Annotated in this window: 21 protein-coding genes; 5 read left to right on the forward strand and 16 right to left on the reverse strand. The window is 68.4% G+C overall.

The annotated features are described in order from the left end of the window. Positions 1-1698: a glucose-6-phosphate isomerase gene (gene pgi, locus HRC28_RS15670; RefSeq protein ID WP_182376406.1), complete on the forward strand. Its 1698-nt coding sequence runs from the start codon at positions 1-3 to the stop codon at positions 1696-1698. Further along, entirely contained in the window at positions 1695-2444 is a 750-nt protein-coding gene (gene pgl, locus HRC28_RS15675) for a 6-phosphogluconolactonase (RefSeq protein ID WP_182376407.1), read from the forward strand. Before pgi ends, pgl begins: the two co-directional genes overlap by 4 nt. A gap of 19 nt (positions 2445-2463) precedes the next feature. Here the strand turns inward: pgl and HRC28_RS15680 are convergent, their stop codons facing one another. The 14 genes from HRC28_RS15680 to uvrA all read right to left on the reverse strand — a co-directional run bounded on the left by HRC28_RS15680 (position 2464) and on the right by uvrA (position 16284). Beyond that, positions 2464-2823 (reverse strand): RNA polymerase-binding protein RbpA, encoded by a 360-nt coding sequence (locus HRC28_RS15680; RefSeq protein WP_082573556.1) that lies wholly within the window; start codon positions 2821-2823, stop codon positions 2464-2466. Positions 2824-2880: 57 nt separating this feature from the next. Further along, positions 2881-3117, reverse strand: a complete 237-nt coding sequence (gene secG, locus HRC28_RS15685) for a preprotein translocase subunit SecG (protein WP_182380687.1) — start codon at positions 3115-3117, stop codon at positions 2881-2883. A 30-nt stretch (positions 3118-3147) separates the two neighbouring features. Next, positions 3148-3960 carry a triose-phosphate isomerase gene (gene tpiA, locus HRC28_RS15690; protein ID WP_182376408.1) on the reverse strand — a complete coding sequence of 271 codons (813 nt, stop codon included), beginning with the start codon at positions 3958-3960 and terminating at the stop codon, positions 3148-3150. 1 nt (position 3961) lies between these two features. Further along, complete coding sequence (locus HRC28_RS15695; protein ID WP_182376409.1) at positions 3962-5176, reverse strand: phosphoglycerate kinase; 1215 nt, start codon at positions 5174-5176, stop codon at positions 3962-3964. Positions 5177-5181: 5 nt separating this feature from the next. Further along, positions 5182-6180 (reverse strand): type I glyceraldehyde-3-phosphate dehydrogenase, encoded by a 999-nt coding sequence (gene gap / locus HRC28_RS15700; RefSeq protein ID WP_182376410.1) that lies wholly within the window; start codon positions 6178-6180, stop codon positions 5182-5184. A 99-nt stretch (positions 6181-6279) separates the two neighbouring features. Next, entirely contained in the window at positions 6280-7266 is a 987-nt protein-coding gene (whiA, locus tag HRC28_RS15705) for a DNA-binding protein WhiA (protein WP_056712041.1), read from the reverse strand. A 48-nt stretch (positions 7267-7314) separates the two neighbouring features. Then, entirely contained in the window at positions 7315-8301 is a 987-nt protein-coding gene (yvcK, locus tag HRC28_RS15710; RefSeq protein ID WP_182376411.1) for a uridine diphosphate-N-acetylglucosamine-binding protein YvcK, read from the reverse strand. Positions 8302-8308: 7 nt separating this feature from the next. Continuing rightward, positions 8309-9178, reverse strand: coding sequence for an RNase adapter RapZ (gene rapZ, locus HRC28_RS15715; protein ID WP_182376412.1), 870 nt, complete (start codon positions 9176-9178; stop codon positions 8309-8311). Between the two features lie 12 nt (positions 9179-9190). Continuing rightward, positions 9191-11161, reverse strand: a complete 1971-nt coding sequence (gene uvrC, locus HRC28_RS15720) for an excinuclease ABC subunit UvrC (RefSeq protein WP_182376413.1) — start codon at positions 11159-11161, stop codon at positions 9191-9193. A gap of 57 nt (positions 11162-11218) precedes the next feature. Then, entirely contained in the window at positions 11219-11794 is a 576-nt protein-coding gene (gene nthA, locus HRC28_RS15725; RefSeq protein ID WP_182376414.1) for a nitrile hydratase subunit alpha, read from the reverse strand. Beyond that, positions 11791-12435 (reverse strand): nitrile hydratase subunit beta, encoded by a 645-nt coding sequence (nthB, locus tag HRC28_RS15730; RefSeq protein ID WP_182376415.1) that lies wholly within the window; start codon positions 12433-12435, stop codon positions 11791-11793. The genes nthA and nthB overlap by 4 nt, the downstream gene beginning before the upstream one ends. 22 nt (positions 12436-12457) lie before the next feature. After that, positions 12458-12862: a Rieske (2Fe-2S) protein gene (locus tag HRC28_RS15735; protein ID WP_182376416.1), complete on the reverse strand. Its 405-nt coding sequence runs from the start codon at positions 12860-12862 to the stop codon at positions 12458-12460. Beyond that, positions 12859-13341 (reverse strand): Rieske (2Fe-2S) protein, encoded by a 483-nt coding sequence (locus HRC28_RS15740; protein WP_182376417.1) that lies wholly within the window; start codon positions 13339-13341, stop codon positions 12859-12861. Before HRC28_RS15740 ends, HRC28_RS15735 begins: the two co-directional genes overlap by 4 nt. 33 nt (positions 13342-13374) lie before the next feature. Beyond that, positions 13375-16284 (reverse strand): excinuclease ABC subunit UvrA, encoded by a 2910-nt coding sequence (gene uvrA, locus HRC28_RS15745; RefSeq protein ID WP_182376418.1) that lies wholly within the window; start codon positions 16282-16284, stop codon positions 13375-13377. 141 nt (positions 16285-16425) lie between these two features. On the opposite strand from uvrA, the gene HRC28_RS15750 reads away from it, so the two are divergent. From HRC28_RS15750 to HRC28_RS15760, 3 genes are all read left to right on the forward strand, one after another. After that, positions 16426-17085 carry a maleylpyruvate isomerase family mycothiol-dependent enzyme gene (locus tag HRC28_RS15750; protein ID WP_182376419.1) on the forward strand — a complete coding sequence of 220 codons (660 nt, stop codon included), beginning with the start codon at positions 16426-16428 and terminating at the stop codon, positions 17083-17085. Between the two features lie 7 nt (positions 17086-17092). After that, a complete protein-coding gene (locus HRC28_RS15755) occupies positions 17093-17764 on the forward strand; it encodes an MBL fold metallo-hydrolase (protein WP_182376420.1) in 672 nt (223 codons plus the stop codon). 288 nt (positions 17765-18052) lie between these two features. Beyond that, positions 18053-18577 carry a hypothetical protein gene (locus tag HRC28_RS15760; protein WP_182376421.1) on the forward strand — a complete coding sequence of 175 codons (525 nt, stop codon included), beginning with the start codon at positions 18053-18055 and terminating at the stop codon, positions 18575-18577. A 24-nt stretch (positions 18578-18601) separates the two neighbouring features. On the opposite strand, the gene HRC28_RS15765 is transcribed toward HRC28_RS15760, so the two are convergent. Beyond that, a complete protein-coding gene (locus tag HRC28_RS15765) occupies positions 18602-19216 on the reverse strand; it encodes a DNA-3-methyladenine glycosylase I (RefSeq protein WP_182376422.1) in 615 nt (204 codons plus the stop codon). A 38-nt stretch (positions 19217-19254) separates the two neighbouring features. Further along, complete coding sequence (locus tag HRC28_RS15770) at positions 19255-19458, reverse strand: cold-shock protein (protein ID WP_056711996.1); 204 nt, start codon at positions 19456-19458, stop codon at positions 19255-19257. Positions 19459-19586: the final 128 nt, after the last annotated feature.

The following is a 19586-nucleotide window of genomic DNA, read 5'->3' on the forward strand; positions in this document are numbered from 1 at the left end:
GTGGCTGAGGCGCAGAACGCTGCTCTCGACCCGACCGCCACGGACGCCTGGGCGCGGCTGCAGAAACTGGCGGACGCGCATCGCGCGGACGACGGTTCGTGGAACACCTCGCTTCGGGAGCTCTTCACCGACCCCGACCGGGTTCCGTCGCTGACCCATACGGCCGGTGACCTCCTCGTCGACCTGTCGAAGAACCTGGTCGACGATGGCGTCCTGTCAGCGCTGCTGGCCCTGGCGAACGAGGTCGGTCTGCCGGCCCGACGCGAGGCGATGTTCCGCGGCGACCACATCAACGTGTCCGAGGACCGCGCGGTCCTGCACACCGCACTGCGCCAGCCGGTCGACGCAGACCTCGAGATCGGTGGCCACGACGTCGTGGACGACGTCCACGAGGTGTTGAGCCGCGTCTACGCGTTCGCGAACGACGTCCGGTCAGGCGCCTGGCGGGGGTACACCGACAAGCCCGTCCGGACGGTCGTGAACATCGGCATCGGCGGATCCGACCTCGGGCCGGTAATGGCCTACGAGGCCCTGAAGCCGTACGTCCAGGCCGGGCTCGAGTGCCGCTTCATCAGCAACATCGATCCCACCGATGCCGCAGAGACACTGGCCGGCCTGGACCCGGAGACGACTCTCTTCGTGGTGTCGAGCAAGACCTTCGGGACGCTGGAGACCCTCACCAACGCCCGGCTCTGCCGCACCTGGCTGATCGACGGCATCCGCGACGTGAGCACCACGGAGCCGTTGAGCTCCGACGTGGTCGCCCGCCACTTCGTCGCGGTGTCCACCGCGCTGGAGAAGGTGGCTGCGTTCGGCATCGATCCCGCGAACGCCTTCGGCTTCTGGGACTGGGTCGGTGGACGCTACTCCGTCGACTCCGCGATCGGGACGTCCCTCGTCATCGCCATCGGACCGGAAGGGTTCGAGGACTTCCTCGCGGGTTTCCACGCCGTCGACGAGCACTTCCAGAACGCACCTCTCGAGGCGAACATCCCGGTCCTGATGGGCCTGATGAACGTCTGGTACGTCAACTTCCTCGGCGCCGAGACCCACGCCGTGCTGCCGTACGCCCAGTCCCTGCACCGGTTCCCGGCCTATCTCCAGCAACTCACCATGGAGTCCAACGGCAAGAGCGTGCGGTGGGACGGTTCCCCGGTCACGACCGAGACCGGTGAGGTTTTCTGGGGCGAGCCCGGCACGAACGGCCAGCACGCGTTCTACCAACTGATCCACCAGGGCACCCGGCTGATCCCGGCAGACTTCATCGCCTTTGCGACCCCCACCTCTGCCCTGGTGGACGGTACGACGGACGTCCACGAACTCCTGCTCGCCAACTTCTTCGCCCAGACCCAGGCACTGGCGTTCGGCAAGACGGCCGACGAGGTGCGCGCCGAGGGAACGGCCGAACAGATCGTCCCCGCCCGGGTCTTCTCCGGCAACCGGCCCACCACGTCGATCATGGCCCCGGCCCTGACGCCGTCGGTCCTGGGCCAGCTGATCGCCCTCTACGAGCACATCACCTTCGTCCAGGGTGTCGTGTGGGGCATCGACAGCTTCGACCAGTGGGGCGTCGAACTCGGCAAGCAACTGGCACTGCAGATCGCGCCCGCGCTTGCCGGTGACGAAACCGTTCTTGCCGAGCAGGACCCCTCGACACGGGCCCTGATCCACTACTACCGGAAGCACCGTGCGCGATGACTGAGACATCTGAGACATCTGCCCGACCGAGCCCGCTCATCGAAGTCCACGCCGATGCCGAGGCGCTCGCGACCGCCGTCGCCGGCGAACTGCTGAACCGGATCGCCGATGCCCAGGCGGCCGGCCACGTGCCGGACATCGGGCTGACCGGCGGCACCATCGCCGACGCGATCCACCACGAGGTCGCTCGTCTGGCGCCCGCCTCCGGCGTCGACTGGGGTGCCGTGCAGTTCTGGTTCGGCGACGAACGGTTCGTGCCCGCCGACTCCCCTGAACGCAACGCTGGTCAGGCCCGTGCGGCATTCCTTGACGAGGTTCGCGCCATGCGCGTCCACGAGATCCCGGCGTCAGACCAGTCCGACAACGCCGAGGCGGCCGCGACGTCGTACAGCGAAACGGTGCGGGCGGAGGGCAACGGAGACTTCGACGTACTGATGCTGGGCATCGGGCCGGACGGCCACGTCGCGTCGCTCTTCCCGGCGCACCCGGGGCTGGCCGTCACCGACGCGATCGCCTCGGCCGTGCACGACTCCCCCAAGCCGCCGTCCGACCGGGTGACGCTGACGTTCGAGGCACTGAACCGCGCCCAGTCCGTCTGGTTCCTCGCCAGTGGTGACGCCAAGGCCGACGCCGTACGACGGGGACTGGCCGAGGACGGTTCCGTCGAGGAGACGCCCGCCCGCGGCGTCAGCGGCAACACAGAAACCGTGTGGTTCCTGGACACCGCCGCAGCCTCACTCATCTGAGTGAGGCTGTTCGGGGCGATCAGAAAATGATCTCGCCCGACTTGCGGCGCGAACGCAGCAACTGGATCGCCTCGTCGAGGATGACCTCGGCCTCCTTGTCGGAGCGGCGCTCCTTCACGTAGGCCAAGTGCGTCTTGTACGGCTCGATCTTGTTGGGCGGCGGAGCGTTCTCCGAGTCCAGACCGGCCGGCAGGCCACACTTCGGGCAGTCCCAGGACTCAGGGACGTTCGCCTCGACGGAGAAGGTGATCACCGAGCGGTGGCTGTTCGTACAGAAGTACGTCACTGCCTGCCGCGGTGCGGCCTCTCCGCGCTCGGCTTCGCCCATCGGACCTGCACCGACGCGACTCCCGCGAATCGCGTTTCCACCACCAGCCAACGGATTTTCTCCTCAAGCCTTCGGACAGCCCGCTAGTCGGGCAGGCCTGTTGTTCGGTCAGTTCTGATAGGCGAGCAAGAGGCCCAGCGCGATGACACACGCGAACCAGATGACGCCGATGCCGACCGTGAAGCGGTCGAGGTTTCGTTCAGCGATGGACGATCCGCCGAGCGAGCTCGACACACCGCCACCGAACATGTCCGAGAGTCCGCCACCGCGTCCCTTGTGCAGCAACACCAGGAGGATGAGCAGCAGGCTCGCGGTGACGAGCAGAACGGTGAGCAGGTTGATCAACACGCGGGGAATCCTACGTCAGGGCCGGGATCAGGACAGCACTGGCATGTCATAAAACCGGCAGATGCCGCCAAACTCGTCCACTTCGAGGCTCGCGCCACCCACCAGGGCACCGTCGACATCGGCCTTCGCCATGATGCCGGCGATGTTGGCAGCCTTCACCGATCCCCCGTAGAGGACGCGTACGGCGTCGGCAGCCTCGTCGCCGAAGGATTCCCGCACCTGCCCGCGAATGGCCGCACAGACCTCCTGTGCGTCCTCCGGGGTGGCCACCTCGCCGGTACCGATGGCCCACACGGGTTCGTAGGCGATGACGAGGCTGGCGACCTGCTTCTTCGACAGGCCGGCAAGGGATCCCTCGACCTGCGCCATCGTGTACGGGACGTGCTCCCCGGCCTGGCGAACCTCGAGGCCCTCGCCGACACACACGATCGGGATGATCGACGCGTCGAGCGCGGCCTTGGCCTTGGCGTTCACCAGTTCGTCGGTCTCCGCGTGGTACTGCCGGCGCTCGGAGTGTCCGACCACGACGTAGGAGCAACCGAGCTTCGCGAGCATGCCCGCGGAGATCTCGCCGGTGTACGCGCCGCTGACGTGCGCGGAGACGTCCTGGGCGCCGTACTTGATGGAGAGGCGGTCGCCGTCGACCACGGTCTGCACCGAACGGATGTCCGTGAAGGGCGGAAGGAGTGCGACCTCGGCCTTGGCGTAGTCGTGGCGCTTGTCCGAGAGCGTCCAGGCGAGCTTCTGCAGCAGGTTCACGGCCTCGGCGTGGTTGAGGTTCATCTTCCAGTTGCCCGCCATCAAGGGGGTGCGACCGGCCTGCGCTGCATTGTTGGCCATCTCAGGCACCTTCCTCTTCCAGAACCGTGATGCCCGGGAGCTCCTTGCCCTCGAGGTACTCCAGGCTTGCGCCACCTCCGGTGGAGATGTGGCCGAAAGCCGCCTCGTCGAACCCGAGGGTGCGTACGGCGGCCGCGGAGTCACCACCGCCGACGACCGAGAGGCCGTCGACCCGTGTGAGCGCGTCGGCAACCGCACGGGTGCCTTCCGCGAATGCGGCCTGCTCGAACACGCCCATCGGGCCGTTCCAGAAGACCGTCTTCGCGTCGGCGAGGGCCGCAGCGAAGGCCGTGCCCGAGGCGGGACCGATGTCGAGACCCAGCGCCTCAGCGGGGATCTCGTTGGCCGCAACGACACGGGCGGAGGCTTCGTCGCCAAAGCTGTCCGCGACGACGATGTCGGTCGGCAGCACGATCTCGACGCCGAGTTCCTTCGCGCGAGCCTGGTACTCGCGGACCGTGTCGAGCTGGTCCTCCTCGAGCAGGCTCTTGCCGACCTCGAGGCCGTCGGCCTTGAGGAAGGTGAACACCATGCCGCCGCCGATCAGCAGCTTGTCGGCCTTGTCGAGCAGGTTGTCGATGACACCGAGCTTGTCGGACACCTTCGAACCACCCAGGACCACGACATAGGGCCGTTCGGGGTTCACTGTCAGGCGACGCATCACGTCGATCTCGGTGGCGACGAGGCCGCCCATCGTGTGCGGGAGTCGCAGGGCGACGTCGTACACGCTGGCCTGCTTGCGGTGGACGACACCGAAGCCGTCGGACACGAAGGCGTCGGCGAGGGCGGCGAGTTCGTCGGCGAAGGCACCGCGAACGGCGTCGTCCTTGCTGGTCTCTCCCGCGTTGAAGCGGACGTTCTCCAGCAGCGCGACAGCGCCGTCAGGGAGTCCAGCGACGGTCTCCTGCGCCGAGGCCCCCACCGTGTCACTCGCGAAGGCGACGTCGGCGCCCAGCAGCTCGCCGAGGCGTGCGGCCACCGGGGCCAGGGAGTACGCCGGGTCGGGAGCGCCGTCAGGACGCCCGAGGTGGGCGGTGACGACCACGCGGGCGCCCGCGTCGGCGAGCGCCTTGATGGTCGGGACGCTGGCGCGGATCCGGCCGTCATCGGTGATCCGGTCGCCGTCGAGCGGGACGTTCAGGTCCGAGCGGACCAGCACCCGCTTGCCGGAAACGGTCGCGAGGAAGTCCGGGTCAAGCCCCTTGAAGTCAGTCACAAGCGTCAGAGCGTAGCGCCGACGTGGACGATGAGGTCCGCGAGCCGGTTGGAGTAGCCCCACTCGTTGTCGTACCAGCCCGCGACCTTGACCTGGTTGCCGATGACCTTGGTGAGCGGAGCGTCGAAGATGCACGACGCCGGGTCGGTCACGATGTCCGACGACACGATGGGGTCCGTGGAGTAGCGGAGGTAACGGCCGTCAGCGGCCGCCTTCACGATCGCGTTGACTTCGTCGACGGTCGTTTCCCGCGCTGCCTCGAAGGTCAGGTCGGTCAGCGAGCCCGTCGGGGTCGGGACCCGAAGGGCGTAGCCGTCGAGCTTGCCCTTGAGCTCCGGCAGGACCAGTCCGATCGCCTTCGCCGCCCCCGTCGACGTCGGCACGATGTTGATCGCAGCGGCGCGCGCCCGACGGAGGTCGGAGTGGATGTTGTCCTGCAGGTTCTGGTCCGCGGTGTAGGCGTGCACCGTGGTCATCAGGCCCTTGACGATGCCGAGGCCGTCGTTGAGGGCCTTGGCCATCGGCGCCAGGCAGTTGGTGGTGCACGAGGCGTTGGAGATGACCGTGTGCGCGGCCGGGTCGTACAACTCGTGGTTCACGCCCATCACGATGGTGATGTCGTCGTTGGTCGCCGGGGCGGAGATGATCACCTTCCGCGCGCCGCCGCCGTCGACGTGGGCGCGTGCCTTGGTGGCGTCGGTGAAGAAGCCGGTGGACTCGACGACGACGTCGACACCGAGGTCGCCCCAACCGAGGGCCGCCGGGTCGCGCTCCGCGAACGCCCGGATCTGCTGGTCGCCGACGATGATCGCGTCATCGGTCGAGGACACGTCGGCGTCCAGACGGCCGAGGATCGAGTCGTACTTCAGCAGGTGCGCCAGCGTGGCGTTCCCGGTGAGGTCGTTGACGCCGACGATCTCTATGTCGGCTCCGCTCGCTCGCACCGCGCGGAAGAAATTGCGGCCGATCCGGCCGAATCCGTTGATGCCTACACGAACGGTCACTGCGTGCCTCCAGGGAGTTGCGGAGCGGTCAATTCCGACCCTATCCCGCACCCCCGCGCCCGCGGTGGGCCGGGGTGACCCGCATCACATTCTGGACGCTCAGGCGTCGCCAGCGAGCATCTCGGGCGTCAGCGACGCCTCGGTGTCCGGAACGCCCAGGTCCTCGGCGCGCTTGTCGGCCATGGCCAGAAGACGCCTTATGCGTCCGGCAATCGCATCCTTCGTGAGCACCGGTTCGTGCAACTGGCCGAGCTCCTCGAGCGAGGCCTGCTTGTGCTCGAGACGCAACTCTCCCGCCATCTTGAGATGGTCGGGAACCTCGTCGCCGAGGATCTCCATCGCGCGCTCGACGCGGGCTCCGGCCGTCACGGCCGCGCGGGCCGAACGACGCAGGTTGGCGTCATCGAAGTTGGCGAGCCGGTTGGCGGTGGCGCGAACCTCGCGCCGCATCCGGCGTTCTTCCCAGGCCATCAGCGTTTCGTGCGCGCCGAGCCGCGTCAGCAACTGGCCGATCGCGTCACCGTCGCGGATGACGACGCGGTCGACTCCACGGACCTCGCGGGCCTTGGCCTGGATGCCGAGCCGGCGAGCGACGCCGACGAGTGCCAGCGCGGCCTCGGAGCCCGGGCAGGTCACTTCGAGGGACGATGAGCGACCGGGTTCGGTCAGCGACCCGTGGGCGAGGAACGCGCCCCGCCAGGCAGCGACGGCATCGCAGGCGCCGCCGGACACGACAGCCGGGGGCAGGCCCCGTACCGGGCGGCCACGCTGGTCGAGCAAGCCGGTCTGGCGGGCCAGCGCCTCGCCGTCCTTCGCGACCCGCACGATGTAGCGGCTGCCCTTGCGCAGGCCGTTGCCCTGGACCATGACGACGTCGGAGGTCTGGCCGTAGATCTCGGAGATGTCCTTGCGCAACCGACGCGCCGCAGCGCCGGTGTCGAGCTCGGCCTCGACGACGATTCGACCGGCCACGATGTGGATGCCGCCCGCGAACCGGAGAGTGGAGGCGACCTCGGCCTTGCGGCAACACGCCTTGGTGACCGGAGTACTGGCCAGTTCCGCCTTGACCTGTGCCGTCATCGCCATGGGGCCGATCCTGCCATGTTGGTCAACAACCCTGCGCGGGTGCCCGGGTCAGTCGGTGGCAAAGATCCGGGTGTAGGCCGCGGCCAACTTGACGGGATCGTGACGCGGCGACCCGTCGTCGGCTGCCACGTCGGCGATCACCAAGCGGGCGCCGAGCGCTGCCACCGTCTCCTCGAGCTCGGCAAGACCGGACTCCAGAACCGTTTGGTCCGCGAGGACCACGTCGATCCCGAGATCCGGTGCGTGCTCGGCCAGGACGGCCAGGTGGTCGGCGGGGCCGAAGCCGCCGGTCTCCCCCGCCTGCTCCGCCAGGTTGAGTACGACGACAAGACGAGCCTTCGTGCGGACCAGCGCATCACGCACCGCCGGCACCAGCAGGTGCGGCAGCACCGAGCTGAACCAGGACCCCGGGCCGAGGACGGCCCAGTCCGCTTCGGTGATGGCGTCGATGACCGCCGGACTGACCTCGGGGTCCGCCGGTTCGAGGGAGATCGTGCTGATCACGCCCTCGGTCGTGGCGACCTCGACCTGGCCGCGGACGGTGGTGAGCGCATCGGGCTGTCCGTCGACGAGTCCCCGCACTTCGGCGGTGATGTCCATCGGCGTCTGGGCCATCGGCAGCACGCGTCCGCGGGCGCCGAGCAGTCGGCCGACCCAGTCGAGCGCGTCGATGTGGTCGCCGAGGAGTTCCCAGAGCCCAACGATCAGCAGGTTGCCGACGACGTGGCCGCGCATCTCACCGTCGCCCTCGAAGCGGTGCTGGAGCACCCTGGCCCAGGTGTCGCCCCATTCGTCGTCGCCGCACAGCGCGGCCAGGGCCATGCGCAGGTCACCGGGTGGCAGTACACCGAACTCCCCGCGGAGACGTCCCGAGGATCCGCCGTTGTCGGCGACCGTGACGACGGCCGTGAGCTTGTCGAGGGTGAGGTCGTCGAGCAGGTGGCGCAGTGCGTTGAGCGAGGCGTGCAGCCCGTGGCCGCCGCCCAGGGCGACCACCGATTGGGCGCGCTGAACCGCTCCGAAGTCCGAGATCATCGATCGATCACTCCCGGCCGACGTCACGGTGGATCACACGCGCGAGGTAGCCCTGCTCCTGGAGGCGGCGTGCAATCTCTTCGCTCATCGCGACGCTGCGGTGCTTGCCCCCGGTGCAGCCGATGGCGACCCGCATGAAGCGCTTGCCCTCGCGGAGGTACCCCTCGGCCACGACCGTGAGGAGCGGGACGTAGGCGTCGAGGAACTCTGCCGCCCCGGGGCGCGCCAGGACGTAGCCGGCGACCTCGGGGTCCTGGCCGGTGCGTGGTCGGAGCTCAGGCACCCAGTGCGGATTGGGCAGGAACCTCATGTCAGCGAGGTAGTCCGCGTCGACCGGGCTGCCGTACTTGAAGCCGAAGCTGATGACCGTCACCCGCAACCGGGTCGAGTCCGGCGTACCGAACGCTTCCGCGATCCGGTCGGTCAACTGGTGCACGTTGAGGTTGCTGGTCTCGATCACCAGGTCGGCCTCGGAGCGCAGGTCGGCCAGGGCGACTCGCTCGCGTTGGAGCCCGTCGAGCAGTCGGCCGCCCTGCTGCAGCGGGTGCGGTCGGCGCGCGGCCTCCTGCCGGCGGACGAGGACCTCGTCGGACGCGTCGAGGAAGACGAGGGTGGCGTCACGACCGGCCACGCCGTGGGCCAGCGCGCTGCGCAGACCGAGGAAGAACGAGCCGGACCGGACGTCGACCACGACGGCGATCGGCTGCGCGGGACCGTGGCTCTCGTCGACGAGGCGGACGACGTCGGGCAGCAGGTTCGGGGGCAGATTGTCGACGACGTAGAACCCGAGGTCCTCGAGCTCCTTGGCCGCGGTGCTGCGACCGGCGCCGGTCATGCCGGTGACGACGACGAGGGGCCCGGGGCTGTGTTCAGTCATGGTGCGCCTTGCTCATGGAGCCATTGTGGTCGAGGCGGTGGTCGGAGGCACAACGTCCCCGCCGTCCAGCGCTTCCTTGATGGCAGCCGCCGTGCGCGGGCCGATGCCCGGAACCATGGCGATCTCCTCGGTGGTGGCCACCCGCAGCTTGCGGAGCGAACCGAAGTGGCGCAGCAGCGTCTTGCGACGCACCTCCCCCAGCCCGGGAACGTCGTCCAGCAGGCTCTCCACCATCGACTTCGACCGGCGGTTGCGGTGGTGCGTGATGGCGAACCGGTGCGCCTCGTCGCGCACTCGCTGCAGGAGATAGAGGCTCTCGGAGGATCGAGCGAGGATGACCGGATCCTCCTGGCCGGGCAACCACACCTCCTCGAGTCGCTTGGCCAGGCCGCAGACCGGGATGTCGTCGATGCCGAGCTCGTCGAGTGCGCGTTGGGCCGCCGCGACCTGCGGGGCGCCGCCGTCGACCACCACCAGACCGGGCGCATAGGCAAACTTTCGCGGCCGTCCGGTGTCCGGGTCCACCAGCAGCGGTCCGCTGGTCTCGTCACCGGGACGCAACTCGGAACGCGCCTGCTCGTCCAGCAACCTGCGGAACCGACGGGTGATCACCTCGTGCATCGCCGCGACGTCGTCCGAACCCTCCTGGTCGCGAATCACGAAGCGGCGGTACTCGCCCTTGCGGGCCAGGCCGTCCTCGAACACGACCATCGACGCCACGATCTCGGTGCCCTGGATGTGGGAGACGTCGTAGCACTCGATGCGCAGCGGTGCCTCGTCCAGCTCGAGCGCCTCGGCGATCTCGGCCAGCGCCCGGTTGCGGGTCGTCAGGTCGCTCGCCCGCTTGGTCTTGTGGAGGATCAGCGACTCCTTGGCGTTCCGCTCCACCGTCTCCTGGAGGGTCTTCTTGTCCCCGCGCTGCGGGACGCGGATCTCCACGCGGGAGCCGCGGAGGTCCGACAGCAGTTGCTCGAAGGTCGCGCTCTCGGGCGGGAGTTCGGGCACGAGGATCTCCCGCGGCACCGCATCCTTGGCGTCCTCGGGCGACACGCCGGCGTACAACTGGAGCAGGAAGTCCTCGACCAGGGCGGAGGTGTCGCCGTCGTCGGTGCGGTCGGCCACCCAGCCGCGCTGGCCGCGAATCCGGCCACCCCGGACATAGAAGACCTGGACCGCCACCTCGAGCGGGTCCTCGGCGAGCGCGATCACGTCGGCGTCCGAACCGTCGCCGAACACCACGGACTGCTTCTCCAGCGCCTTCTGCATCGCGCCGAGGTCGTCACGCAGACGAGCAGCCTTCTCGAAGTCGAGCGCCTCCGAGGCGGCGTACATCTCGTTCTCGATGCGCTTGGTGAACTGCTTGGTGCGCCCCGCCATGAAGTCGCAGAAGTCTTCGACGATCGCGCGGTGCTCATCGGCCGACACATTGCCGACGCAGGGAGCCGCGCACTTGTCGATGTAGCCGAGCAGGCACGGTCGCCCGATCTGGCCGGACCGCTTGAAGACCCCGTTGCTGCACGAGCGCATCGGGAAGACCCTCAGCAGGATGTCGACGGTCTCGCGGATCGCCCAGGCGTGGCCGTAGGGTCCGAAGTAACGCGTGCCCTTCCGCTTGGCGCCGCGGCCCACCATCACCCGCGGGAACTCGTCGGACATCGTTACGGCCAACCACGGGTACGACTTGTCGTCGCGGTACTTCACGTTGAACCGCGGGTCGAACTCCTTGATCCAGGAGTACTCCAACTGGAGCGCCTCGACCTCGGTCGTCACCACAGTCCATTCGACCGACGTCGCGGTGGTCACCATCGACGCCGTGCGCTGGTGGAGGTTCCCGATGTCCTGGAAGTACGACGACAGGCGGGCGCGGAGGTTCTTCGCCTTGCCGACGTAGATCACCCGGCGGCTCTTGTCGCGGAACCGATAGACGCCCGGCTCAGTCGGGATCTCCCCGGCCTTGGGGCGATAGCTCAGCGGATCGGGCACACCCCAACCCTACGAGGGTGGACCGACAACCGGGGCGCGACCGCTCGTGGGCGTCGGTCAGCGCACCACACCGATCATGTGGTCACGGGTGACCAGACCAGCCAGTTCGTCCTCGGTCCGCGCTTCGACATCAGCCGGGGCCAGCGGCAGGACCAGGTAGCGAACCTCGGCACTCGAGTCCCAGACGCGGAGTTCCACGTCTGCGGGGAGCGAGGTTCCGAACTCAGCCAGCACGGCGCGCGGTTCGCGGACCATCCGCGATCGGTAGGCAGAACTCTTGTACCACCGCGGGGGCAGCCCGAGGACCGGCCACGGATAGCAGGAGCAGAGCGTGCACACGACCACGTTGTGAACAGCCTCGGTGTTCTCGAGCACCACCAGGTGCTCGCCCTCCGCGCCACCGAAGCCGAGCTCCCCCACGGCGCCGGTCCCGTCCTCGAGCAACCGCGCACGGTAGTCAGGATCGAGCCAGGCCCGAGCCACCACCCGGGCGCCGTTCAACGGCCCGACATGGTGTTCGTAGGTCTCGATGATGGCGTCCACCACGTCCGAGGTGATCACCCCGCGCTCGACGAGCAGGGCTTCGATGGCCTCGATGCGCAGCGAGGCAGGGCGTTCCGTCCGGTCGTTCATGCGAGGTACCGCTCCCACAGGTCGAGGTGGAGGAAGCCGGCCTCGGCGTCTTCGCCCCAGAGGTCAGCCATCTCGAAACGAACGGTGTAGGTGGCCTCGGGCGGACCGTCCCCGCTTGCGTGGGGCCAGCCCCCGGGCCGGTGAGTCACCGTGCCGCTGACGCCGCGGACGTAGCGCGGGCACCGGTGGTGACCTTCCGGCGCCATCCGCTTCACGGTGACAGTGTCACCGACCTGGAAGCGTGCCGGAACGTCGTCGCCGCTCGGTCGTCCCGGACGATTGACGAGCGCAGCGGCCAGTCCGGCCGCCATCCTCGGGTTCGTGTCATCGGCATGCCGACTCGGCGGCTGCGGATGGCGCACCCGGGCGTCGATGTCCGCGACCGTGAGGGTGCCAGCGGCCACCAGACCGGCCTCGAGGGACCGGGCCCACCGCTCGAAGTAGCCCATGGCCAGGTAGTCCGCCGGCGCAATCGCCTCGATCCCGGGCCGAATCGAACCGGATCGGGCACCGGCTGCCCCGGCTGCGATGTACAGGCCGAAGGTTCGCCCTTCCCACGCCTCGTCGAAGGGCAGTTCCAGGTCATCGACCGGCACGGCGCCAAAGCCGTGCAGGCCGCCCATGTCGTGAACGCCCTCCATGTTGCCTCCTACTTGTGCGGGATCACCCGGCGAGGATCTTGCCGTCCTCCACTGTGATGTCGACTGATGCGAGCGGACCCGAGGCCGGGCCACCTGTCGCGTCCCCATTCGCGGCGTCGTACGACGACCCGTGGTTGGCGCAGTGAATGGTGCCGTCCTCGACCGAGGTCACGAGCAGGCCCTGGTGCGTGCAGACGGCGGTGAACGCCAGGAAGTCGCCCTCGGTCGGCTGGGTGATGACGATCTTCTCGTCGGTCAGGATGATGCCGCCGCCGACAGGCACCTCGGCAGTGGTGGCCAGTTCGGCGCCGGAGGAAACCTTCGGCTCGGAGGTGTCGTCGCCGCTTCCTGCGCAACCGGCGAGCGCCGCCGCAACGCCGAGTGCGCCGAGCCCGGAGAAGACAATGCGACGGCTGACCTGGGTCACCCGCGCACGACCTGGTCGCCGTCGACGGTGAGCGTGACCTTGGACAACGGCGAAGGGGCCGGCCCGCCGGCGACCGACCCGTCGGACACGTTGAAGCTGCTCCCGTGGCACGGGCACTGGATCTTGCCGTCAGCCACCTTGGTGACCAGACAGCTCTGGTGGGTGCAGATCGCGGAGTAACCCTGGAACTTCCCCGCAGTCGGCTGGGTGACGACCAGCGATTCGTCAGCGATCACGACGCCGCCACCGACCGGGACGTCGGCCGCAGCCACCAGTCCGCCGGCCGCAGCGCTGGTCGCTCCGTCCGCGGTCTCGGTGGTTGCCGCATCGGCGGGAGGGCTCGACGTCGTCTGCTGAGTCGTCGCGTCGTCGCTTGCCGTGTCTCCACCGTCGTCGCCACACGCAGCCAACAAGGGCATGCTGACTCCGAGAGTGGCAGCGCTCGTCAGGGCTCGTCTCCTGCTGAAGGGGGCTGTCATGGCGTCAGGCTACGACCACAACCTGAGCCAGGGCTATGACTTCGCTGTGGCCTTGGCGCGGACCCGCCCCTTGGGCTGGGCCGCTGCCCGTCCCGCCAGCATCGGCTTGAGGAACTGGCCGGTGTAGCTGGCCCGGACCGCCGCGATGTCCTCGGGGGTGCCCTCCGCGACGACGGTGCCTCCTCGGGAGCCACCTTCGGGACCCATGTCGACGATCCAGTCGGCGGTCTTGATGACATCGAGGTTGTGCTCGATCACCAGCACCGTGTTGCCCTTGTCGACCAGGCTCGACAGCACACCCAGCAGCTTGCGGATGTCCTCGAAGTGCAGGCCCGTGGTCGGTTCGTCGAGGACGTAGACGGTGCGCCCGGTCGACCGTTTCTGCAGCTCGGAGGACAACTTCACCCGCTGCGCCTCACCACCGGACAGCGTGGTCGCCGGTTGGCCGAGGCGAACGTAGCCGAGGCCGACCTCGCAGAGCGTCTTCATGTGCCGCGCGATCGCAGGCACCGCGGCGAAGAATTCCGCGGCCTCCTCGATCGGCATGTCGAGGACCTCGGCGATGGTCTTGCCCTTGTAGTGGACCTCGAGCGTCTCGCGGTTGTAGCGGGCGCCGTGGCAGACCTCGCACGGGACGTAGACGTCCGGCAGGAAGTTCATCTCGATCTTGATCGTGCCGTCGCCGGAGCACGCCTCGCAGCGTCCGCCCTTGACGTTGAACGAGAAACGGCCCTGCTGGTAGCCCCGCATCTTGGCTTCGGGTGTCTGCGAGAACAGTTTGCGGACGTGGTCGAAGACCCCCGTGTACGTCGCCGGGTTGGACCGCGGCGTGCGACCGATGGGCGACTGGTCGACGTGGATCACCTTGTCGACGTGCTCGAGGCCGGTGATCTTCTGGTGGCGCCCCGGGATGGCGCGGGCGTTGTAGATCTGCTTGGCCAGCGACGTGTAGAGGATGTCGTTGACCAGCGTGGACTTGCCCGAGCCGGACACGCCGGTGACGGCGCAGAAGACGCCGAGCGGGAAGCTGACGTCGACGTTCTGCAGGTTGTGCTCGCGCGCCCCGTGGACCTTGAGTTCGCGCCCCACGGTCCGCGGACGTCGTACGGCGGGAACGGGGATCTCGCGACGACCGGAGAGGTACTGCCCGGTCATCGAGTCCGGGTGCTCGAGGAGTCCCTTGACCGTGCCGGAGTGGACGACCTGTCCCCCGTGCTCGCCGGCGCCGGGCCCGATGTCGACGACCCAGTCGGCGACCCGGATGGTGTCCTCGTCGTGCTCGACGACGATCAGCGTGTTGCCGAGGTCCTTGAGCCGGACCAGGGTCTCGATGAGCTTCTGGTTGTCGCGCTGGTGCAGGCCGATGGAAGGCTCGTCGAGCACGTAGAGGACACCGACCAGGCCGGCACCGATCTGCGTGGCCAACCGGATCCGCTGGGCCTCGCCACCCGACAACGAGCCCGAGGGCCGGTTGAGCGAGAGGTAGTCGAGTCCGACGTCGAGCAGGAAGTTGAGGCGTTCCTGGATCTCCTTGAGGACCCGCTCACCGATCTGGCGCTCGCGCGTCGACAGGTCGAGGTCGGAGAGGTAGGCGGCGGCCTCGTTGATCGGCAGGGCGCAGACCTCGGCGATGTTCTTGCCACCTGATTCGCGGGCGCCGAGCGTGACCGACATCGAGACCGGCTTGAGCCGGCTGCCCGCGCAGGTCGGGCACGGCACCTCGCGCATGAAGCCCTCGAACCGCTCGCGGCTCGTGTCGCTCTCGGCTTCGCGGTGGCGGCGCTCGACGTACCTCCGCACGCCCTCGAACTCGGCGTAGTAGGAACGCTCGCGGCCGTAGCGGTTCTTGGTGACGACGTGGACCTTGGTCGGGTGTCCCTCGAGGACCGCCTTCTGGGCCTTGGCCGACAACTTCTCCCAGGGGGTGTCGACGTCGAAGCCGAGCTCCTCGCCGAGCGCGATCAACAGGCGACCGAAGTAGTCGGCGACGTGCGCGTGGCTCCAGGGCTGGAGGGCGTTCTCCGCGAGGGTTGCCGTCGGGTCGGGCACGACCAGTTCGGGGTCCACCTCCATCCGGGTGCCGAGACCGACGCAGGCCGGGCAGGCGCCGAACGGCGAGTTGAACGAGAACGAACGCGGCTCGAGGTCGTCGGTCTCGATCGCGTGCTCGTTGGGGCACGCCATCTTCTCGGAGAACTTCATCTCCTGCTGCTCGCCCTTGGCTGCATCGACCATGTCGAACACGACGAGCCCGCCGGCCAGTCCGAGGGCCGTTTCGACGGAGTCCGTCAGCCGGCGCTTGGACGTTTCCTTGACCGCCAAGCGGTCGACCACGACCTCGATCGTGTGCTTGAGCTTCTTGTCCAGGGCAGGCGGGTCGTCGAGGTTGTGGATCGTCCCGTCGACCCGGGCCCGCGAGAAGCCCTGCGCCTGCAGTTGCTTGAAGAGTTCGACGTACTCACCCTTGCGGCCGCTGATGACCGGGGCGAGGACCTGGAACCGGGTGCCCTCCTCGAGCGCCATCATCCGGTCGACGATCTGCTGCGGCGTCTGCCGCTCGATCGGCGCACCGCAGGTGGGGCAGTGCGCGCGGCCGGCGCGGGCGTAGAGGAGGCGGAGGTAGTCGTAGACCTCGGTGATGGTGCCGACGGTCGAGCGCGGGTTCTTCGACGTGGACTTCTGGTCGATCGAGACCGCCGGGGACAACCCCTCAATGAAGTCGACGTCCGGCTTGTCCATCTGGCCGAGGAACTGACGGGCGTACGCCGAGAGCGACTCGACGTAGCGACGCTGGCCCTCGGCGAAGATCGTGTCGAACGCCAGGCTCGACTTGCCGGAACCGGAGAGGCCCGTGAACACGATCAGCGAGTCGCGCGGAAGGTCGAGGGAGACGTCCTTCAGGTTGTGCTCGCGGGCGCCGCGAATGATCAGCTGATCGGTCACTACCGGTCCTCGGGTGTCGTACGGTTCGTTCGAACAAGTGTTCGCCATGGTACGGCGTCGGGGCAAGCCGCCACGCCAAGGAACCACCTTCTCACCCGGCACCGACAGCCACCGTTTCGCGGGCATGATGGGGAGGTGACCATGTCGATTGTCCGCGGGATCGAGTCCGCCACTGCCCGCCTGCTCGCCACGGCCGATGCGCTGCCCGACGACGAGTGGACAGCACCCAGCATCTGCGAGGACTGGAGTCGCGCCCACGTTCTCGGCCACGTGGCGCTCAACGCGGAAGGTCTCGCCGGCGCGCTCCGCGGGCTCACCGAAGGCGTGCCGACCACGATGTACGTCTCGAACGAGCAACGTGACTTCGACATCGCAGAACTGGCGACGGCTTCACCGACCGAGATCCGCGAACGCCTTCGGTCCTCGGCGGCGGCCTTCGGTGCGGCACTGGCGGGCATCACTGCCCCCGATGACGCCCGCTTCGAGCGGACTCCCGGGGGCCCACTGCTGCGGGCGGGCGTCGTACCGCTGTTGCGCCTGCGGGAGGTCGAGATCCACCACGCCGATCTGGCGGCCGGCTACGCCCACGCCGACTGGCCACGTGAGAACTCCGTCAAGTTCCTCGACCTCGCGAGGCATGGGGGAATGCGGCCCGACTGCCGGGTGGTCGCCACCGACGGCACCGGCACCTGGGAGCTCGGCTCCCCCGGTCCCGACGCGCTGTCGTACCGCGGGCCCGTCTCCGCCCTGGCCTGGTGGGCCTCCGGCCGCGATGCCGGCGACCTGGTCACCCCGGCATGATGGACTCATGACCTACACCGGAGACGTGACCGTCGGGGGCGCACCCCAGGTCCGCGAACTGTCTGGCCTCACGATCACGAAGGTCGCCGTCGACGAGAAGATGGCGAACAACGCCTACTTCCTGACCTGCAAGGCAACGGGCGACCAGGTGCTGGTCGACGCGGCCGACGCCGCCGACACCTTGCTCACTGTCATCGGCGACGCCGGACTGACGACCGTGGTCACGACGCACCAGCACTGGGACCACCACCGGGCACTGGCCACCGTCGTGGAGGCAACCGGGGCCGAGGTCGTTGCCGGCGAGCCCGACGCGGACGCCATCACCGAGCAGACCGGCGTTGCGGTGGCTCGGCGCGTGACCGACGGAGACAGCGTCGCGGTGGGCGACTGCACGCTCGAGGTCATCCGGATCACCGGCCACACGCCCGGCTCGATCTGCCTGCTCTACCGCGACCCCGAGGGCCACCCTCACCTGTTCACGGGTGACTCCCTCTTCCCCGGTGGCGTCGGCGGCACATTCGGCGACGCCGAAGCCTTCAAGACACTGGTCGAGGACGTCGACACCAAACTGTTCGGCACCCTGCCGGACGACACCTGGTTCTACCCGGGCCACGGCTCCGACTCGACCTTGGGCGAGCAGCGGCCGCACGTGGCCGAGTGGCGCGAACGCGGCTGGTGACTGCAGTCCAGGTCAAGGACCGCGCCAGGGTGGGACTTTGCGCGCCGATCTTGGCTCAATCGGCTTCGAAATCGCTCCTTGGCGCGATTCTTGACCGCTAGCCGGCTCGCCCCTGCTTTCGCGAAGGTCCGGCACCACAATGCAAAGGTTCTGGTTCGAGCGCTCTGAGTGGCCAATTGAGGCGTACCTTGGTTGGTACGCGGTCGCCAAGAGTGACTCTCCGTCCTCGCCGTCGCGAGGGCTCCGGAGAAACGCCGAAGGGCCGCCGGTCTTGGGAGGGACCTGCCGATGAACTCCATCGAACCCGCAGTACCTCACGACTCCGTCGCCCGAGCTGCGATCACCGTCGAAACGGCTGTCACTGCCGCACGACTGCTCATCGCCGACGCCGCCGACATCGCTCGCGACGGGCGCGCAAACCGACACGAGGTTGCGGCTGATCTGGCAGCGGACCAGGCAGCGCAGGACGCGACGGCCACCCGCTACCGGGAGGACGCAGCAGCCACCGAGGTCCACAACGCGGCCGAGGTGGCCGACCAGATGGTGCTGGGGACCGAGCCCGACCCGATCGGTCCGGCCGCCCTGCAGCGCGCGTCAGCCATGGCCGCACGTGTACAGGCAGCAGCCGTTGCCGTCGCCAGCGCGAATGCTGCACTGGCACTGGCGGTGGCGAATGCCGTCGCGCTGCGGGCTGAACTGGTCGCAGCGAGCCGACGCTCCCTAGACGAGCAATCCGAGGTCGAGATCGAGGCGACCGCAGCCGCGATCGAGGTCCTTGCCCGGGAAGCGGCAGCCGACCTGGCCGTCGCCTGACGCCGGTGCGTCAGGCCCCCGCTGTCAGTCCGTCAACGGCGGCACGAATGCTGCCCTGGCCCGGACCACCTCGTCACGCGTGACGCACCCGGCGACATGGTTGTTGATCAACCCCATCGCCTCCATCAGCGCGAACATCGTGGTCGGGCCGACGAACTTCCAGCCGCGCTTCTTCAGGTCCTTCGACAGGGCAATCGAGGAGGGCGAGGTGGTCAGCGACTGGGGCTCCCCCAGTTCGGCCAGCGACGGCTCGTAGCCCCAGAAGAAGGCCGCCAGCGAACCCCGCTCCGAGATCAGTTCGAGGGCCCGTCCGGCGTTGTTGATGGTCGCCTCGATCTTGCCGCGGTGCCGCACGATGCCGGCGTCCCCGAGCAGTCGGGTCACGTCGCTGTCGTCGTACGCAGCGACCGTGGCGAGGTCGAAGTCGGCGAAGGCGGCTCGGAAGGCGGGGCGTTTGACCAGGATCGTGCGCCAGCTCAGGCCGGACTGGAAGCCCTCCAGGCACACCTTCTCGAACAACCGCCGGTCATCGACGACCGGGAAGCCCCACTCGGTGTCGTGATAGGCCGGGAACTCCGGCGCCGACACAGCCCAGGGGCAGCGAAAAATGCCGTCAGGGCCGGGCAGAGGGTTCGTCATGAGACGAACCCTGCCACCCGGCCCCGACAGTGATCAGATCAGATCGCGCGAACGTTCTCCGCCTGCAGGCCCTTGGGGCCGCGGGTGACGTCGAACTCGACGCGCTGCTCTTCGGCGAGCGACTTGAAGCCGTTGCCCGAGATGCCGGAGTGGTGCACGAAGACGTCGCCGTCGCCACCGTCCTGCGCGATGAAGCCGAAGCCCTTGGTGTCGTTGAACCACTTCACGGTGCCAACTGCCATTGTCTTACTCCTTGTGTCTTTTCCTACGAGGCCGCTTCGGCATGGTGCCGGCGCGGGCTGAAACCAACTGCACCGCTACCTCGTGGAAACCCAGATGGAGCTACAACAGTGAACCGTGTAACCAGCCG

The organism is Nocardioides sp. WS12 (assembly GCF_014108865.1).
Classification (GTDB): Bacteria; Actinomycetota; Actinomycetes; order Propionibacteriales; family Nocardioidaceae; genus Nocardioides.

Bases quoted from the DNA above. Each gene is read 5' to 3' on its own strand.
- HRC28_RS15770 (WP_056711996.1), bottom strand. From the start codon at position 19,458: ATGGCAGTTGGCACCGTGAAGTGGTTCAACGACACCAAGGGCTTCGGC.
- HRC28_RS15755 (WP_182376420.1), top strand. From the start codon at position 17,093: ATGACCTACACCGGAGACGTGACCGTCGGGGGCGCACCCCAGGTCCGC.
- HRC28_RS15760 (WP_182376421.1), top strand. From the start codon at position 18,053: ATGAACTCCATCGAACCCGCAGTACCTCACGACTCCGTCGCCCGAGCT.
- rapZ (WP_182376412.1), bottom strand. From the start codon at position 9,178: ATGACTGAACACAGCCCCGGGCCCCTCGTCGTCGTCACCGGCATGACC.
- whiA (WP_056712041.1), bottom strand. From the start codon at position 7,266: ATGGCGATGACGGCACAGGTCAAGGCGGAACTGGCCAGTACTCCGGTC.
- tpiA (WP_182376408.1), bottom strand. From the start codon at position 3,960: ATGGCCAACAATGCAGCGCAGGCCGGTCGCACCCCCTTGATGGCGGGC.
- nthA (WP_182376414.1), bottom strand. From the start codon at position 11,794: ATGAACGACCGGACGGAACGCCCTGCCTCGCTGCGCATCGAGGCCATC.
- HRC28_RS15740 (WP_182376417.1), bottom strand. From the start codon at position 13,341: ATGACAGCCCCCTTCAGCAGGAGACGAGCCCTGACGAGCGCTGCCACT.
- yvcK (WP_182376411.1), bottom strand. From the start codon at position 8,301: ATGATCTCGGACTTCGGAGCGGTTCAGCGCGCCCAATCGGTGGTCGCC.
- pgl (WP_182376407.1), top strand. From the start codon at position 1,695: ATGACTGAGACATCTGAGACATCTGCCCGACCGAGCCCGCTCATCGAA.
- nthB (WP_182376415.1), bottom strand. From the start codon at position 12,435: ATGGAGGGCGTTCACGACATGGGCGGCCTGCACGGCTTTGGCGCCGTG.
- HRC28_RS15750 (WP_182376419.1), top strand. From the start codon at position 16,426: ATGTCGATTGTCCGCGGGATCGAGTCCGCCACTGCCCGCCTGCTCGCC.
- HRC28_RS15765 (WP_182376422.1), bottom strand. From the start codon at position 19,216: ATGACGAACCCTCTGCCCGGCCCTGACGGCATTTTTCGCTGCCCCTGG.